This window comes from Actinoplanes sp. NPDC051388, from assembly GCF_055586225.1.
In genome coordinates this window covers 1-17,036 of record NZ_JBVJIP010000036.1, presented here as the reverse complement: position 1 = coordinate 17,036, position 17,036 = coordinate 1, and the positions used below count along the sequence as shown (strand labels likewise).

At 68.5% G+C, this 17,036-nt stretch carries 16 protein-coding genes and 1 pseudogene; 14 read left to right on the top strand and 3 right to left on the bottom strand.

All coding sequences use genetic code 11. From position 1 onward, the window contains the following. Positions 1–15 precede the first annotated feature (15 nt). Positions 16–533, bottom strand: a pseudogene (locus ACZ6TI_RS47555) (MmyB family transcriptional regulator). 263 nt (positions 534–796) lie between these two features. On the opposite strand from ACZ6TI_RS47555, the gene ACZ6TI_RS47550 reads away from it, so the two are divergent. From ACZ6TI_RS47550 to ACZ6TI_RS47535, 4 genes are all read left to right on the top strand, one after another. After that, positions 797–1,204, top strand: a complete 408-nt coding sequence (locus tag ACZ6TI_RS47550; protein ID WP_465351930.1) for a (R)-mandelonitrile lyase — start codon at positions 797–799, stop codon at positions 1,202–1,204. 44 nt (positions 1,205–1,248) lie between these two features. Then, entirely contained in the window at positions 1,249–1,896 is a 648-nt protein-coding gene (locus ACZ6TI_RS47545) for a carboxymuconolactone decarboxylase family protein (protein WP_465351929.1), read from the top strand. Between the two features lie 43 nt (positions 1,897–1,939). Then, the gene (locus ACZ6TI_RS47540; RefSeq protein WP_465351928.1) at positions 1,940–2,965 is read left to right on the top strand and encodes an alcohol dehydrogenase catalytic domain-containing protein; all 1,026 of its coding nucleotides are present in this window, start codon (positions 1,940–1,942) and stop codon (positions 2,963–2,965) included. A gap of 82 nt (positions 2,966–3,047) precedes the next feature. Then, positions 3,048–3,920 (top strand): aldo/keto reductase, encoded by an 873-nt coding sequence (locus ACZ6TI_RS47535; RefSeq protein ID WP_465351927.1) that lies wholly within the window; start codon positions 3,048–3,050, stop codon positions 3,918–3,920. A gap of 242 nt (positions 3,921–4,162) precedes the next feature. Here ACZ6TI_RS47535 and ACZ6TI_RS47530 read toward each other — a convergent pair whose 3' ends face one another. Both ACZ6TI_RS47530 and ACZ6TI_RS47525 read right to left on the bottom strand, forming a co-directional pair. Continuing rightward, a complete protein-coding gene (locus ACZ6TI_RS47530; RefSeq protein ID WP_465351926.1) occupies positions 4,163–4,435 on the bottom strand; it encodes a hypothetical protein in 273 nt (90 codons plus the stop codon). An 89-nt stretch (positions 4,436–4,524) separates the two neighbouring features. Further along, complete coding sequence (locus ACZ6TI_RS47525) at positions 4,525–5,139, bottom strand: TetR/AcrR family transcriptional regulator (protein ID WP_465351925.1); 615 nt, start codon at positions 5,137–5,139, stop codon at positions 4,525–4,527. 44 nt (positions 5,140–5,183) lie between these two features. Here ACZ6TI_RS47525 and ACZ6TI_RS47520 point away from each other — a divergent pair, with 44 nt between their 5' ends. The 10 genes from ACZ6TI_RS47520 (at position 5,184) to ACZ6TI_RS47475 (ending at position 16,207) form a co-directional block, all read left to right on the top strand. Beyond that, a complete protein-coding gene (locus tag ACZ6TI_RS47520; protein ID WP_465351924.1) occupies positions 5,184–6,341 on the top strand; it encodes a Gfo/Idh/MocA family protein in 1,158 nt (385 codons plus the stop codon). Then, positions 6,338–7,138 carry a hypothetical protein gene (locus ACZ6TI_RS47515; protein WP_465351923.1) on the top strand — a complete coding sequence of 267 codons (801 nt, stop codon included), beginning with the start codon at positions 6,338–6,340 and terminating at the stop codon, positions 7,136–7,138. Before ACZ6TI_RS47520 ends, ACZ6TI_RS47515 begins: the two co-directional genes overlap by 4 nt. A gap of 82 nt (positions 7,139–7,220) precedes the next feature. Next, positions 7,221–8,531, top strand: coding sequence for an ABC transporter substrate-binding protein (locus tag ACZ6TI_RS47510; protein WP_465351922.1), 1,311 nt, complete (start codon positions 7,221–7,223; stop codon positions 8,529–8,531). A 67-nt stretch (positions 8,532–8,598) separates the two neighbouring features. After that, entirely contained in the window at positions 8,599–9,561 is a 963-nt protein-coding gene (locus ACZ6TI_RS47505) for a carbohydrate ABC transporter permease (RefSeq protein WP_465351921.1), read from the top strand. Next, positions 9,558–10,436 (top strand): carbohydrate ABC transporter permease, encoded by an 879-nt coding sequence (locus tag ACZ6TI_RS47500; RefSeq protein ID WP_465351920.1) that lies wholly within the window; start codon positions 9,558–9,560, stop codon positions 10,434–10,436. The genes ACZ6TI_RS47505 and ACZ6TI_RS47500 overlap by 4 nt, the downstream gene beginning before the upstream one ends. 89 nt (positions 10,437–10,525) lie before the next feature. Continuing rightward, positions 10,526–11,656 (top strand): Gfo/Idh/MocA family protein, encoded by a 1,131-nt coding sequence (locus ACZ6TI_RS47495; protein WP_465351919.1) that lies wholly within the window; start codon positions 10,526–10,528, stop codon positions 11,654–11,656. A gap of 137 nt (positions 11,657–11,793) precedes the next feature. After that, entirely contained in the window at positions 11,794–14,031 is a 2,238-nt protein-coding gene (locus ACZ6TI_RS47490; protein WP_465351918.1) for a glycoside hydrolase family 3 C-terminal domain-containing protein, read from the top strand. Beyond that, positions 14,028–14,864 (top strand): 3-keto-disaccharide hydrolase, encoded by an 837-nt coding sequence (locus tag ACZ6TI_RS47485; protein WP_465351917.1) that lies wholly within the window; start codon positions 14,028–14,030, stop codon positions 14,862–14,864. The genes ACZ6TI_RS47490 and ACZ6TI_RS47485 overlap by 4 nt, the downstream gene beginning before the upstream one ends. Before the next feature lie 10 nt (positions 14,865–14,874). Beyond that, the gene (locus tag ACZ6TI_RS47480) at positions 14,875–15,309 is read left to right on the top strand and encodes a heme-degrading domain-containing protein (protein WP_465351916.1); all 435 of its coding nucleotides are present in this window, start codon (positions 14,875–14,877) and stop codon (positions 15,307–15,309) included. Further along, on the top strand, positions 15,302–16,207 hold the full coding sequence (locus ACZ6TI_RS47475) for a TolB family protein (protein ID WP_465351915.1): 906 nt from the start codon (positions 15,302–15,304) through the stop codon (positions 16,205–16,207). Before ACZ6TI_RS47480 ends, ACZ6TI_RS47475 begins: the two co-directional genes overlap by 8 nt. The last annotated feature ends 829 nt before the right edge of the window (positions 16,208–17,036 follow it).

Here is a 17,036-nt window from a genome sequence, read left to right as displayed (position 1 = left end):
GTCGGTAGATGGTGCTCAGTGTTGCGGGGCTGAGGCGCCGCTCGCCGAGTTCGCGGTCCAACTGCCTAACAGGCGAAGGCTGTCATGCGACGGCGTGCCGACCTCGGCGCTGTAGGCGCACATGGTCAGACCCGGGTCGGCTGCAAGGGGCATCGCCTCGAACGCGAGATCGAGCCGGCCGGCGACCGGGTGCCGGAAGCGCTTCATCCCGGTGTGCCTCAGGGGCCCGTTGTGCGTGGCCCAGCGGGTGCGGAAGTCGTCGCTGCGCACGGCAAGCGCACCGATAAGGTCGCTGAAGAATTTGTCGTAAGGGTTTCGTCGGGCTTCGCCACGCAGCCGCACCACAGTGGTGTCGGCGGCGTCCTTCCAAACGAGGTAGAAATCGTCGGCTGCGGGGTCGAGGAAGCAGAACCGGGCGAGGTTCACCGGCCGGCTCGAGTCGCGGAACACGGGACGATAGAAGCCTCGCCCAGCCGGTTGACGGCCAGGACGTCCAGGCGAGCGTTACACACGAGGGCGGCAGCGTCGGTCATGGCGTCGAGAAGGGGTCTGCAGCCCGGGCCGGATCTGCCGTGGACGCGGCTGGCGCCGACTTACGTCCTCGCGGGTGTTCATGACCGCCACCGTACGTCCCCGGAGGCCCGGCCCGGGGTGCCCTGTCAGTACACGCTTCGACAGGCCCTCCCACCGGTACGCCCGAGCGTGTTCCATAGAGGATGAGAGCCGGAGCGGTGAGCGTCGTCGCTGGTCACCCATGTTCGCGCGACCCTGCGGGGTTCGCACCGAGGAGCACATCATGGAACTTCAACCCGTCCGCCAGACCGTCAAGACGCCCGCCTCGTGGTTCACCGGTGACGTCTATATGACCCCGATCTACAACGGGAGCGGCCCGTCGCGGATGACTGCCGCGCTCGTGCGGTTCACGCCCGGCGCCCGGTCCAACTGGCACTTCCACGCGGTCGGCCAAACCCTGCACGTCAACGAGGGCGTCGGCCTGGTCGGCACCCGGGACGGCTCCGTCGTGCGCATCCACGCCGGCGAGACGGTCATCTGCCCGCCCGACGAGCAGCACTGGCACGGCGCCGCCGCCGACACGTTCATGAGCCACTTCGCGCTGCTGGAGAACAAGCCGGACGGCAGCGATCCCACCACCTGGCTCGAGCCGGTCACCGACGAGCAGTACGAGCAGGCCAACAAGAGCTGACCGCCGGCCCGCCGCACCCCGTTACCCACGCAAGGAGTACGACAATGCCCGGCGAATCCGAGCTCAGCCCGCGCCTGCAGGCGACGGCGACCATCGCGGCATTCACCGCCGCGGGGCACCTGCCGCAGCTGCGTCAGGCCCTCACCGACGGCCTGGACGCCGGGCTGACCGTCAGCGAGATCACCGAAGTCCTGGTGCAGATGTACGCCTACGCGGGCTTCCCCCGCAGCCTCAACGGCCTCGGCGCGTTCATGGCCCTGCTCGAGCAGCGCCGCGCGGACGGCATCAGCGACCCGGTCGGCGCGCAGCCCACCCCGCTGCCTACCGGCACGAACATTCTGCAGGCCGGCACCGAGAACCAGACCAAGCTCGCCGGCGCCCCAGTGACCGGCGCCCTGTTCGAGTTCGCGCCGACCATCGACCAGTTCCTCAAAACGCACCTGTTCGGCGACATCTTCACCCGCGACAACCTGGACTGGCAGAGCCGGGAGATCGCCACCGTCGCAGCGCTGGCCACCCTCGACGGCGTCGAGTCGCAGCTGCAGTCACACGTCGCCATCGCCCTCAACACCGGAGTGACCGAGGCGAACCTGCGAGGACTGATCTCGACACTACGAGCCCGCGTCGGACAACAGCAGGCCGACCGCGCCGGCGCCGTCGTCGACAAGGTGCTGGCGAACAAGCCCGCCTGACATTCCATCGCTTCTCTTCTTTCTGCAACAGGAGATCAAACCCATGCATGCCACCCTCATGTACGCCGCCGGTGACGTCCGCGTCGAAACCCTTCCCGACCCCACCGTCCAGGAGCCGACCGACGCGATCGTGCGCGTCGTGCGTTCCTGTGTCTGCGGTAGTGACCTGCACCCGTTCCACGACCTGCCCGCCCAGGAGCAGGGAATGCAGATGGGTCACGAGTTCCTCGGCATCGTCGAGCAGGCCGGCTCCGACGTGGCCGGCGTCAAGGTCGGTGACCTGGTCGTCGCATCCTTCTCCTACCAGGACAACACCTGCGAGTTCTGCCGCGCCGGCGTGCAAACCGCCTGCGCCCACCCTGAGTTCGGATTCTTCAGCGCCGCGCAGGCGGAGCTGATCCGTGTCCCCCTCGCCGACGGCACCCTCGTCAAGCTGCCCGTCGGCACCGACTCGGAGCTGCTGCCCTCGCTGCTGACCCTCGCCGACGTGTACGGCACGGGCTACCACGCCGCCAAACGCGCCAATGTCGTTGCCGGTGACACCGTCGCGGTCATCGGCGACGGCGCGGTCGGGCTGCTCGCCGTACTCTCAGCCAAGCAGCTAGGCGCCGAGCGCATCATCCTGATGGGTCGCCACAAAGTCCGCACCGACCTGGGCCTCGAGTTCGGCGCCACCGACGTCGTCGCCGAGCGCGGCGAGGAAGGCATCACCGCCGTCCGCGACCTCACCGGCGGCGGAGCCCTGAAGGTCCTGGAAGCCGTCGGGCACCGGCCCGCCTACGACCAAGCTGTCGGCATCGTCCGCGCCGGCGGCGTCATCAGCCGCGTCGGGGTCCCGCAGTACGACCAGGCCCCGGTCGGCTTCGCCAGCCTGTTCGGCCGCAACATCACCCTCAACGGCGGCCCTGCCCCCGTACGCGCCTACATCGACGAGCTGATGCCCGGCATCCTCGACGGCACCGTCAACCCCGGCAAGGTCTTCGACCGTACCGTCTCACTCGACGAGGTACCTGCCGCCTACCACGCCATGGACGACCGCGAGGCCCTCAAGGTCCTCATCGCGCTCTGACCATAGCGAACACGACGGACCCGCAACGGGCACCACGTTGGGGCCGTCGCGCTCGCACCCGTAGCGAAGGAACGTAAAAGCAATGACCACAACCGTCACACTCAACAACGGTGTCCTGCTCCCCTCGCTGGGCTTCGGCGTCTACCAGACCCCACCTGAGCAGACCGTCACCGCCGTGCAGACGGCGCTGGAGGTCGGCTACCGGCACATCGACACCGCGGCCGCGTACGGCAACGAACGTGAGGTCGGTGAAGCGATCCGCCGCTCCGGTATCGACCGCGACGAGGTCTTCGTCGAGACCAAGGTCTGGATCAGCGACTACGGCTACGACGCCACCCTGCATGCCTTCGCCAAGAGCGCGAAGAAACTCGGCGTCGACCGGATCGATCTACTGATCCTGCACCAGGCCATGCCGAGCGTCTTCGACCAGACCATCCAGTCGTACCAAGCGCTCGAGACTCTCCTCGCCGACGGCGCGGTCCGCGCGATCGGCGTGAGCAACTTCAAGCCGATCCGGCTCGACGCTCTCCTGGCTCAGACCAGCATCGTGCCGGCGGTCAATCAAATCGAACTGCACCCGTATAACATCCGCCCCGACCTTCAGGCGGCGAACGCGCAACACGGCATCCTCACCCAGGCCTGGGCGCCCATCGGTGGCATCCGTCACTACAGTGGCGACCCCAAGACGCCCCTGACCGACCCGGTCATCAAGGCGATCGGTGACACTTACGGCAAGAGCACGGCACAGGTCATGCTGCGCTGGCACATCCAGCAAGGCCGCTCCGCGATCCCGAAGTCGGTGCACGCCGACCGCATCGCCGATAACTTCACCGTGTTCGACTTCGAGCTCACCGCCGAGGAACTCGCCCGCATCGACGCGCTCACCATCGGCGACACCATGGACCCGGACCAGATGGACTTCGCCAGCTTCGGCATCACCATCCCCGAAGCCTGACCCCCGGTCACAACCCCCGAGGCGGCGTCATCGCCTCGGGCGCCAGGCCGCTGCGGTCCGGAACGTCCTCCGTACGGCGCCTACTCAGGGTCACCCTTCACCGATGTCGCGCGATGCTGAACATCCCGCCCGCCGCGATCGTCAGGACGCGGCCGAGCCCGTCCGGGACGACGCATTGCTCGTAGGTGTTGTCCCCCCACGCGCGCACGGTGCCGTCCGCGTCGAGCGCGAGGCCGTGCGACTCACCAGCCGAGATTTGGGCCGCGCCGTCGCGGCAGGCGCCGGGGCGATCCGGCCGGCGCGTGTCCCCACGACAGCAGCGTCCCGTCCGCGCGGACCGCGACCGTGTAGGCGGCGCCGGCCGCGACGGCCGACACACCGACGGCCTCCGGCGACACGGAGGACTGTCCGTGGTCGTTGCGCCCCCACGCGGAGACCGTGCCGTCGGCGTGCAGGATGACGCTGTGCGCATCGCCCGCCGCGATCGCGATGACACTCCGCAGCCCGGGTGGCACCCGGGGTCGCGGTGCTGACCGCCTCCGCCCAGCACGATGCGCGCGGCGGACACTGTGGCACCCGCCGGGCCGGCGCGTGGGCCGGAAGGTCAGCGTCCGTGTGGGGCTGTCCAGCGTGCGATGGCGGGGTTCAGGTACTGCTCGAAAAGCCCGCGGAGGTCGACTGCGGAGTCGATGAGCCATTGCAGTTCCAGCCCGTCCAGGACGGCGATCAGCATGCGGGCCTCGGTGACGATCTCCCGATCCGTCAGGGTGACCTCGCCGCTGTCGCGGGCCACGCGCAGCTGCTGGCTGAACTCTTCGAGGCTGCGGGCGTAGAAGTGCTGGACGAAGGAACGGGCGGGGTGGACGGGGCTCGACGCCTCTGCCGTCATGGTCAGGAAGAGCTCGATCAGGCCGCGGTGGTTCACGTGGAAGGTCATAAGCTCGGGCAGTTGCCGCAAGTACTGCAGGCCGTGTTTGTCCTTGGCGAATAGGTCGTATGTCTGGTTGGTCCACGCTTCCAGCACGGCTTGGAGCAGGCCTTCCTTGCTGCCGAAGTACTGGATCAGCATGGTCGGCGACACGCCGACCGCGGCTGCGATGGTGCGAAGCGATCCACCGGCGTAGCCGAACTCCGCGAACACCGCAGTTGCGGAGCGCACGATCTGTTCGCGGCGTTTGATCCCCTTCTCATACGGGCCACGAGCGGTCGAGGCGGACACAACCACACGAACCTCCCATACCGTACCTTGATTTCCGGGACTTCTTGATCTTGTTACGAGCCGTTGACGTAACACTAACAGCCGTTTACATTTGGCGAAATTTGAACGCTCGATTGTATTTCAGTCCAGCTCCTGCGGAGGCCAGCGTGCTCAACGGGAAGATCGGTGTGGGGTTCGCCGGCGCCGGGCCGGTGACGCAGGCGATCCACCTGCCCACCCTGGCCCGGCTTCAGGAGACGTTCGAGGTCGTCCACGTCATGGACCTCGACCCGTCCGTCGCGGCGTCGATTGCTGCTCGGGTCAGTGCGGCGCATTCGACCTCGATCGATGCGCTGCTCGGCGACCCGCGGGTCGCGGTGGTAGCGGTCTGCAGCCCGGACCGGTTCCACGCCGCTCAGGTGATCGCGGCGTGCCGGGCCGGCAAGAAGGCCGTGTTGTGCGAGAAGCCGTTGGCGACCTCCGGCAAGGAGGCCGCGGAGATCGCCGTCTCGTCGGCCAAGACGGGGGTGCCGATCGTCGTGGGCGCCATGCACACGTTCGATCCTGGCTGGTTGACCGCGACGGCGCAGTGGGCGGACCTGCCAGCAGCCAGCCACACCATCCGTTCCTCCATCGTGTTGCCGCCTAACGCGCGCTTCGAGGGTCTCGCCACCGAGCCACCGGCGCGGCGCGGCGGCGGCGCGGCCGTCGCCGTCGCCGTCGACGAACGGGCCGAGCTGGTGCGTTTGGGGGTCCTGGGACTCGCGATCCACGATCTGCCGCTCGTACGCGCATTGCTGCCTCGTTCCGACGACATGCGGGTCCTCAGCGCGCACTTCATCCGACCCTTCGGATACCAGATCGTCCTTACCGCCGGCGGCAAGCTGATCGAGTTGCACGCGGCAATGACGGCGACCTGGCGTCCGGAGTGGACACTCGAGGTGTTCGGCGACCACCGGGCGCTGCGCATCGACTTCCCACCCTCGTACGTGCACGCCGGCAGCGCGACGGTGGCGATGCGGACGGCCGGCTCGACCCGCACGTTCGAGCCGGCAGACCACAACGGGTACGAAGGCGAATGGCGGCGGGTCGCCGCTGCCGTCCAAGGCCAGTGGGCACCGGACCTGGCGACCTCGATCGACGACGTGAGGTTCGCCATCGCCGTTGCCGACGGGGCCGCGCAGCGCGTACGCGCAGCAGACCGAACGGCGGTGCCGGCATGAACCGCCCGTTGCTGGTCTTCGCCGCCGACGAGGTGCGTGCCGGCTATGCCACGGCCGGCCTCCTGGCGTCCCTGCCTCGCTCCTTCCTCGAGGCTGACGCGGCGGCACCGGGAGGTGTCACGATCATCGGCGGTTCAGGCGGCTGGCCGGAGGCCGTCGCCGGCGTGATCCGCGGCGGCGCGGCGGGAGTGGTCGTGATCGCTCCCGAGCCGGCCGATCTGAGCCCGCTGCGAACACCGGACGCCGGCACATGTGTGGTTGTCGTCGATTCCCCCTGGGCCGGCAGTCCGGTCATGGCGTCGGCTGGCGCGGCCTTCCGATCCGCGGTGAGCACCGGCACTCGGTTCGAATGCCGGGTCCGGGTCGCCGTCGGCCGCTCGTTGCCGACGGTGCTGCTGCACCAACTGAGTCTGGTACGCGCGCTGCTCGCCCCGGCCGAGCAACTGCGCGTCATCCATCGATCCGAGCACGGCTACGTGGCCGAAGCGGTGGCCGGGGACACCGCGGTAGACATCAGTGCGGTCTGCACGGACGCGGGTTCGGAGCAGGCCACTGCCCGACTGCTGACAGCCGACGGCGGGGTCCACGTGCTGATCCCGGACGGCGCCACCGCTCAGCCCGCCCTGCTCACCATCACCAGTCCCGGTGGTGTCTTGCTGGCTCCCACGATCTACGAGTCGGCGCACCGCGCCACCTGGCGCCGGCTGCACCGGCTGCTCGCCGGCAACGGCCGGGCCACCGATATCGACGATCTCGAAGCCGACATCGCTACCGCATCGATCTACGTCGAGGGCTAGCACCTTCCGGCCCGAGGCGACCTCCAGCCACCCACTGCGCTATCGAAACGCGGCCGATTGCGCCGCAGAATGTGAGTACACCATGACTGAACGTACCAGCTCGTTAAGTCGTCGTGGCTTCCTGGGCTTGGCGGCGGCCGTTGCCGCGCCGGCCTTGACCGGGTGCCAGGTGTCCGGGTCGACCAACTCCTCCGCCGGCGCGTCGGACCCGATCAAGTTCTGGGATCAACCCTGGGGCCCGACGGCCTACAGCGACCTGGCCAAGAAGATCACCGAGGCGTACCCGCCGTCGGCCGGCTTGGGCAAGGCGAACTATCAGGTCATTCCGTGGAACAACTTCTACCAGACGTACGCGTCGGCGATCGCCTCCGGGACCGGCCCGGCGGTGTCTACCGGCGGCGGCTTCCAGCCGTTCCAGTTCGCCGCGCAAGGCGCGATCGCCTACGCCGACAATCTGCTGGAGGTGTGGAAGAAGGACGGCCTCTACGACGACTTCCTGCCGGGGATCCTCGACACCACGAAGACGGACAACGGCTATGCGGGCGTGCCGTGGCAGCTCGACGCGCGGATCCTGTGGGCGAACCAGAAACTGCTGGACAAGGCCGGCGTCGGTGCGCCGACCAACTTCGATTCGCTGTTGGCGGCGGGTCGTGCGCTGAAGAAGATCGGCGTCTTCGGTTTCGGCATCGGCACCGGCGCCGGCAACAACCTCGGCTCGCACGCGATGGTAGCGATGATGATCATGAATGGTGGCGGGCTGTTCGATCCGGACGGTAAGCCGGACTGCGTCACCGATCGCAACATCGAGTCGATGGACTTCATCCGGCAGTTGGTCCGCGAGGGCATCATCGACCCGGCAAGCATCAGCTACACCCTGGACAACCTGAATTCCCAATGGGCCAACGCCAAGGTCGGCATCGGGTTCCACTCGGCCGGCCTGCAGAGTCAAGCCGCCGCGGTTAAGGACGACGTGGTCGTGAACAGCCCGCTCGCCGGTCCGCACGGCGACAAGGCGGCTCTGCACTTCGTCAACAGCATCATGATGTACCGCAAGACGCCGTCGCAGCAGGCCTCCGAAGCGTTCCTGACCTACTACCTCAAGAACATTCACCAGTACTGGGATACCGCGCTCGTCAACGGCGTGCCGGTGCTGAAGTCGATCACCGCCTCCGACGCGTTCACGAAGAATCCCGCGCAGGTCAAGATCGTCAAGGAGTACACCCCGATCTCCACCACGTATGCCGCCCGGGGCACCAAGCTGACCGCCGGGCTGGCTGCCGTCGACGGCGGCCAGGCGCTCACCCAATTCGCGCAGACGATGATCCAGAACAGAACAGACTCCAAGACGGCCCTGACCGTGCTGCAGCGTGGCATCGAGCAGGCCATCAAGTGATCGCTGCCGTCGTGGTCCGGCAATCCCGGGCCGATCAGCGCCGCCCGACCCGGCAGGGAAGGTGACCATGGCATCGACTTCCGTCATCGCCGGTCTGCGCCGGGCGATGGCCGGGCTCGGCGCGGCTGGTTCCGGCCGGGCCGCGCACCGGGCCGGCCGCAGGCGACCGTCCCGCGGCGCTGTGACCATGGTGTTCCTCGTCGCCCCGTCGGTCATCCTGCTGGTGCTGATCAACGCATACCCGCTCGGCGTCGCCGCCAGCCAGTCGCTGCACCAGGGCTCCCTGATCATCAGCGGCCGGTTCGTCGGCCTGGCCAACTACGCCGACGTGCTGACGCGGCCGGAATTCTGGGCCGCGGCACGTTTCACCGTCGTCTTCACCCTCGTCGGGGTCTTCGGCAGTTGGCTGGTCGGCATGGCGCTGGCGCTGCTGCTGCGCACGAGAATCCCGGGGGGCCGGCTGTTCAAGGTTCTGCTGATGCTGCCGTGGGTGATACCGATCGTGGTGTCCTCGACCGCGTGGAATTGGCTCGTTGCCACCCCGTCCAGCCCGGTTCCCCGCCTTGCCCACAGCCTGGGCTTCGGCGAGCCGCTGTTTCTCGCCGACCCGACACTGGCCGCGATCACCGTCTGCGTCTTCAAGGTCTGGTGCAGCTTCCCGTTCATGATGCTGATGACCTCCGCCGCCCTGGCAACTGTCGACCAGAGCCTCTACGAGGCCGCGGACATGGACGGCGCCACGAAATGGCAGGCATTCACCAAAATCACGCTACCCATGATCAGCCGGTCCACCTACATCAGCTGGATCCTGATGACGATCTTCTGCGTCAACGACTTCCCCACGATCTACCTGCTGACCGGCGGCGGACCCGTCAACGCCACCTCTTCGCTGGTCGTCCTGGCGTACCGGACCGTCTTCCAGGACTTCCAGACCGGACCCGGCGTGGCGATCGCCTTCCTCATGACCCTCGTCCTGGTCGTCATCTCGACGATCCTGTACCGGCAGATCCGCAAGGGGGAAACGGCATGACCGTCCTGCAGGAGTCCACCGTGCCCGCCGAGGCCGCCACACCGGCGCCCACGGCGCGCCGGCGGCCGGGCGAGCGAGGCCGGTGGGGCCGGTTCGCCGCGATCCTGGTCTTCACCGTCTTCGCCCTCATCCCGATCTACGTCACGCTGTTCCTGTCCGTACGACACGGGACATTCAGCACCAGCACGAGCCCGCTCACCCTGGACAACTTCACCAACATTTTCGCCAACACGAGCGTGCTCACCTGGCTGACTAACAGCCTCGGCGTCACCTGCGCCACCGTGCTGATCTCCCTGATCGTCGCCGCACCGGCGGGATACGTACTCTCCCGAGCCCGCAGTCGCGCGGTGTCGGCCTACTCGCTGCTGCTGTTCGTCATCCAGTCCCTGCCGGTCATCACCGCGATCGTCCCCCTGTTCGTCCTGTTCGCGGCGCTCGGACTGGCCGACAACCTCGTCGGCATCGTCATCGTCTACGTGGGATCCACGATGGCGGTCGCCACCTGGATGATGGCGGCCTACTTTGACTCCATCCCGAACGCCTTGGAGGAAGCGGCCTGGATGGACGGCTGCTCCGTATTCGGATCCTTCATGCGGATCGTGCTGCGCAACTCGCTGCCCGGTGTCCTGTCCACCGCGATCTTCACCTTCCTGGTCGCCTGGAACGACTACCTCGTCGCCCTGGTCTTCCTCAAGTCCAACGCCATCTTCACCCTGCCGGTGGGCCTGCAGACCTTCTTCCAGCAAACGGCCATCGACTGGGGCCCCGTCATGGCCGTCTCCGTGGTCATGCTGCTGCCGCCAGCCATCGTGTTCGCCGTGCTCAACAAGTACTTCAGCGTGGGCGGCATCGGCGGATCCCTCGCCGGCCGGTAAGCCGGAGCCACCCGATACCAGCCCATCCCGCCACCGCGCACCGCGCGGGGCGGTCAGGCACCCAAGCGTCCGAACGCGAAAGGAACACCGTGTCCCCTGGATCCCATGCGGTAGGTGTCGGCCTCATCGGAGCTGGCATGATCAGCGACTCTTACTTCGAAAACCTGGTGCGCTTCCCAGACGTCAGCGTTGTCGCCGTGGGTGACCTGAACCGGGAACGCGCGCGCACTAAGGCCGGCAAGTACGGCATCGCCCAATGGGGTTCGTCGGAGGATGTGCTCGCCCATCCGGACGTCGAAATCGTCGTGAACCTCACCGTCCCCGCCATGCACGCCGAGATCAGCACACTGGCCGTCGCGGCCGGCAAACACGTCTGGTCGGAGAAGCCGCTGAGCATCGAAAGGGACAGCGGACGGGTCTTGCTCGAGAAGGCGGCCGCCGCCGGCCGGCTGATCGGAGTCGCACCCGACACAGTGCTCGGCCCCGGCGTCCAGACCGCCCGCCGGGCGATCGCGCGGGGAGACATCGGAGTGCCGCTGTCCGCCCAGACCGTCATGCAGTATGCGGGTCCGGAGATCTTTCACCCGAACCCCGAGTTCCTGTTCGCCCGTGGCGCCGGGCCGCTGTTCGACATCGGGCCGTACTACCTGACGACGCTCGTGCACATCTTCGGCCCGGTCGCCCTAGTGGCCGCCGTCGGCTCGAAGGGCCGCCCGACCAGGACCATCCAGGTCGGAGACCGCGCGGGCACCGAATTTCCGGTCGAGGTCCCCACCCACATCAACGCCATCGCACAGTTCGCCGGCGGCGGGATCAGCCAAAGCGTCTTCAGCTTCGACTCGCCGTTGCCCCGGATGGGAATCGTCGAGATCACCGGCACGGAGGGCACGATAATGATCCCCGATCCCAACACCTTCACCGGTGACGTCCGGATCACTCACGCGCCGGCACTGTCCAACCTTCTCGCCGACCCGCAGTGGCACAACATTCCGGTGACCGGTGCGCTCGCCGGCCGCGGCACAGGAGTGCTCGACATGGCCCGCGCCATCCGGACGGGTACCCAGCCCCTGGCCTCCGGCGAACTCGGCTACCACGTACTCGACACCATGACGGCGATCGAGGAGGCGGTCGCCACGCGCCGCACCGTCGAGGTCACCAGCACGGTCGACGCCATCCCCGTGATCGGCCAGGACTGGGACCCCTTCCAGGCCACGCTGTAGCGCGTCGCGTCACCGGGTCTGACCGTGTCGCTGGGATCCGCCCCGACACGCACATCGAGAGCCGCCGGACCAGACCGATGCGCGCATCGTGGCCTCCGGCGACCCCACGCTGCCTACCGAATCTCAGGAGAACCTGCGTGAACACCTCTTGGAACATCCCGTCGCTGCTCGCCGCGCTCACCCTGGAGGAGAAGGCGACGCTCTGCATGGGCGCCGACTTCTGGCACACCAGAGCGGTGCCCCGGCTGGGCATCCCGGACATCATGATCTCCGACGGTCCGCACGGGCTACGCAAGCAGCCGGATCGCGGCGACCACGTGGGCATCTCCGGCAGCGTCCCGGCCACCTGCTTCCCGACCGCTTCCTCGCTCGGTTCCTCCTGGGACCCGGAGCTGGTCCGCCGGGTGGGCGAGGCCCTCGGTGCCGAGGCCCGCGCCCAGGGCGTGGCCGTTGTGCTCGGCCCCGGCATCAACATCAAGCGGTCACCGCTGTGCGGCCGCAACTTCGAGTACCTCGCCGAGGACCCGATGCTCGCCGGGAGCCTCGGCGCCGCGATGATCGAGGGCGTCCAGAGCCAGGGCGTGGGCACCTCGCTCAAGCACTTCGCGGCGAACAACCAAGAGACCGACCGGCTGCGGGTCAGCGCCGACGCCGACGAGCGGACACTGCGCGAGATCTACCTCGCCGGCTTCGAGCGGGCCGTCAAGCGGGCTCAGCCGTGGACGGTGATGTGCTCCTACAACAAGATCAACGGGGTGTACGCCTCGGAGCACACCTGGCTGCTGACCGAGGTGCTGCGCGGCGAGTGGGGCTTCGACGGCCTCGTGGTGTCCGACTGGGGGGCGGTCCACGACCGGGTGGCGGCGCTGGCCGCCGGCCTGGATCTGGAGATGCCGCCGAACCACGGGGTCAGCGACGCCGCGATCGTCGACGCGGTGCGTTCCGGGCGGCTGGACGAGGCCGTGCTCGACCAGGCGGTGACGCGGGTGCTGCGGCTGGTCGAGCGGGCCACCGAGCGTACCGACGCCGCCGCAACGCTCGATGTGGACGGACACCACGCGCTGGCCCGCGCCGCCGCGGCCGAATGCGCGGTGCTGCTGCGCAACGACGGCGACATCCTGCCGCTGCGCCCGTCCGCCGGCGACACGATCGCGGTGATCGGCGAGTTCGCCCGCACCCCGCGCTTCCAGGGCGCCGGCAGCTCCCAGGTCAACCCGACCCGGGTCGACGTGCCCCTGGACGAGATCCGGGCGGCGGTGCCGGACGGCGTCGAGGTCGCGTTCGCCGCCGGGTTCGGCATCGACACGACCGACCGCGACGAGGGACTCGCGGCCGAGGCGGTCGCCCTCGCCGGCCGGGCCGGGACGGTCGTCGCGTTCCTCGGGCTGCCGGCCGCCGCCGAGTCCGAGGGCTTCGACCGTACCCACATGGACCTGCCGGCCAACCAGACCGCGCTGCTGGCCCGGCTGGCCCACGCCAACGCCGACCTGGTCGTGGTGCTGGCCAACGGCTCCGCGATCCGGCTCGCCGACTGGGAGTCCGACACCCGGGCGGTGCTGGAGTGCTGGCTGTCCGGGCAGGCGGCCGGCGGCGCCGTCGCGGACCTGCTGCTGGGCGCCGCCAACCCGTCCGGACGGCTCGCCGAGACCCTGCCGGTGCGGTTGCGGGACAACCCGTCGTACCTCAACTTCCCGGGCGAGGCCGGGCACGTGCGGTACGGCGAGGGCGTCTTCGTCGGGTACCGCGGGTACGACGCGCTCGACCTTCCGGTGAGCTACCCGTTCGGGCACGGCCTGTCGTACACCAGCTTCTCCTACCGCGACCTGACCGCCGTGGTGGGCGACGGGACCGTCACCGTCTCCTGCACGGTGACCAACACCGGCGAGCGCCGCGGCAAGGAGGTCGTGCAGCTGTACGTCGGCGACCCCGAGGCGTCGGTCGCCCGTCCGGTGCGCGAGCTCAGGGCGTACGCCAAGGTCGACCTCGAACCCGGCGCCGGCACGACGGTCACCTTCACGCTGACCGGCCGTGATCTGTCCTACTGGTCGCCGAGCGCACGCGCCTGGGTGCTCGAAGGCGGCGCGTTCGTGCTCACGGTCGGCGCCTCGTCGCGCGACCTCCGCCTCACCACGACCGTCGAGGTCACCGCACCCCCGGTGCCGGTCATGCTGGACGGCATGTCCACCCTGCAGGAGTGGCTCGCCGACCCGGTCGGCGGCGGGCTGCTGCGCGAGGCCGTCGGCACCGGCGGCATCCTCGACAACGTGGAACTCCTCCCGGTCATCGGCAACTTCCCTATCAGCACCCTGGCCGCGTTCCCCGGCCTGGGCATCACCCACGCCACGGTGGACAAGCTCGTCGGGGGCTGGTCATGACCGGGTTCGTGCCGCTGTTCGACGGGCGGACGCTGGCCGGCTGGTACGCGGTGCCGCGCAGCTACGGACCGATGTGGCCGGGCGGCCCGGCGGTGCGCGAGGTGCTCCCGGACCTGGCCGCGGACTACGAGACGATGGCCGCGGCCCATCCGGCCCGCTGGGAGGTGGTCGACGGGGCCATCGAGGGCTTCCAGGACCCCGAGGTCCCCGGCTACGGCGGCTACCTGGTGAGCGAACGGGCGTACGGCGACTTCGAGCTGGTGCTGGAGATGAAGCCGGACTGGCCGGCCGACACCGGCGTGATGCTGCGCCGCCGCCCGGACAGCTGGGCCGGCTTCCAGGTCCTCGTCGACCATCGCAAGTCCGGTTCCATCGGCGGCTTCTTCGGCAACGGGACCGGCGGCTTCCACGCCGTGCCGTACGTCCTCGACGTCCGCCACGACGCCGAGGGCCGCCCGACCGGGCTGCGCCTGGAGGACCCGGCGACCTCGCTGGAACCGATGACACCGGACAAGCCCGCGCTGCTCACGCGGCGCGGCGACCCGGCGGAGATCCTCGCCCGCTGGCGCTTCGGCGACTGGAACTCGCTGCGCGTGCGCTGCGTCGGCGCCCGGCCGACGATCACCACCTGGGTGAACGACGTGCTGGTCGCCGAGGTCGACCTCGCCACGATGAACCACCCGCACTACGACGCCGGCGTCGTCGCCGCCCACCTGGGGCCGGCGGGCCACATCGCCTTCGAAGTGCACGACAACGACCCCGGCTTCGGGGCCGGACGCTGGGGGCCAGGAGCCCGATGCCGGTGGCGCAACATCAAGATCAAAACACTCTAAGGGGAAATCCATGGCCGAGGAAGCCGATTTCGACAAGTTCGACCACAACGACGCCTGGCAGCTCGGCAGCGCCCTCGTGGCCCAATGCCGGGCACAGCAGCTGCCCGTCACAATCAGCATCCACCTCGGCGAACAGCGGGTCTTCCACGCCGCCCTGCCCGGCACCAGCGCCGACAACGACGACTGGGCGATGCGCAAAACCCGCGTCGTGCGACGCTTCGACCGCTCATCACACGAGGTCGGCCAGCAGTGTGCCGGCGACGACCCTGCGAGGTTTGACGCCGCCTTCGCGCTCCCGGCTACCGACTACGCCCCCACCGGCGGCGCCGTCCCGATCCGCGTCCACGGGACCCTCATCGGCGTCCTCGCCGTCTCCGGGCTCACGTCGGTCGACGACCACAACGTCGCGCTGGCTGCGCTGAACCAGGAAGGTAGCCGTGGATAGCAGCTCCGAATGGCCCCTGGGAACTGGTCGGCACCTGCGACCCGACCAGCGCACCGAGGTGTGGATCGCCGACGTCGACGGCGGTCCCCCGGAGCGGGTCTACACCGACGAGTACCTGCTCCTCGAGGCGCCGAACTGGACACCCGACGGTCGCGGTCTGCTGCTGAACGGTCTGGGGCAGCTATGGCGCCTCACGCTCGGCTCGCCACCACTGCTCGACCAGGTCCCGCTGGCGGACGTGCCACCCATCAACAACGACCACATCGTCGACCCGGAACGGGGGATCGTTTACCTCTCGGCCAATGACGGCCACCTATACGTCGCGCCAATCGACGGCGGGACGGCGTCCCGGCTCACCCACGACTCCACTCGATGGCACTTCCTACACGGAGTCAGCCCGGACGGCACCACCCTCGCCTTCGTCATACTTCCCGTCGACAACCCCACCGCGGCCGGCCGACTCGCGATCATGCCGTCATCTGGCGGCGAAGCCACGTATCTGACCGACGGAAGCAAACACATCGACGGGCCCGAGTACTCCCCGGACGGCGCCTGGCTCTACCTCAACACCGAGCACTTCACAAACCAACCGGGCCACGCCCAACTCGCCCGCATACCGGCAGACGGCGGAACACCGCAACGTCTCATCACCTCCGAGACCGTCGACTGGTTCCCGCACCTGTCACCCACCGGGGAGTTCGCCAATTACCTCAGCTTCCCCAACGGCACCCTCGGCCATCCAGCCGACCTGGACGTTGAGGTGCGACTCATCCGCACGGCCGACTGGAGCCGCATCGTCGCCCGGTATCCGTTGTTCGGTGGCCAAGGAACGATCAACGTCAGCAACTGGTCCCCCGACGGCCGGCGGTTCGCCTTCATCGCCTACCCCACAGCATGAGTCGTGGATCAGACCACCGAGTTGCCCCATGACCGACGGGTAAAGGATTCGTGGGGCGGCACGTGGGTGCGCTGGCCCTGATCGTGTACCCGAACCCCATATCCCAGTTGACCCGGGGGGAATCGGTCCCGCGTCACGCGATGTTAGGCGCCGCGTCAGCCGTACGGTGCGTCGCAGGTCTGTTCTGGCTCCTGCCGAGGGTTCGAGCCCTCGACTGAACGCTCGCCCGTACGCCTCTCGACGAGGGGTTTGACTTGCGGGAAGGCCGCTGCTGGAGCGGCATCGGCGGGTCGTTGGTGGTCGAGGAGGGCACTTGCACCTGCGACGTGGTTGGGCGGTACCGCGGCTCAGGTGGGAGCGGTACGTCGGGAGGTACCTCCCGACCCGGACATGGCGGCGTCCGCTGAAGCTGGATGACGGCCGGAAACCGGAAGAGTGTTGGACCCTTCTGCCAGGCTGATCAGGTGGACCTTGAAGATCGCCAGTCGCCCGGCTCGAGCCGGGCACAGCCGGCCGCGCTTGTCCCTGCCCAAGTGAGGCGGGAGGTCCCTCTGTCGTGGCGGCTCCGGCCTGACGTTTGTCGGTGTCCCCTCCCACTCGCCGACAAGCCAGGCGGTGGGGCGCATGGAGTCCTTTCCGCTGCCTGCGTCCCGCCGACACAGATGAATCGCCTAGCTTGTTGCTATCGCTGCAGGTAGGTCGGGTGGTTAGTTCGAGCAGGTGTTGAGCATGGCCTGCAGTGCGGTCTTCTCGCTGCTTTGCAGGGTTAGGTTCCAGTGGGACTTGGCGGCGATCCACATCTTGGCGTAGGTGCACCGGTACGAGCTCA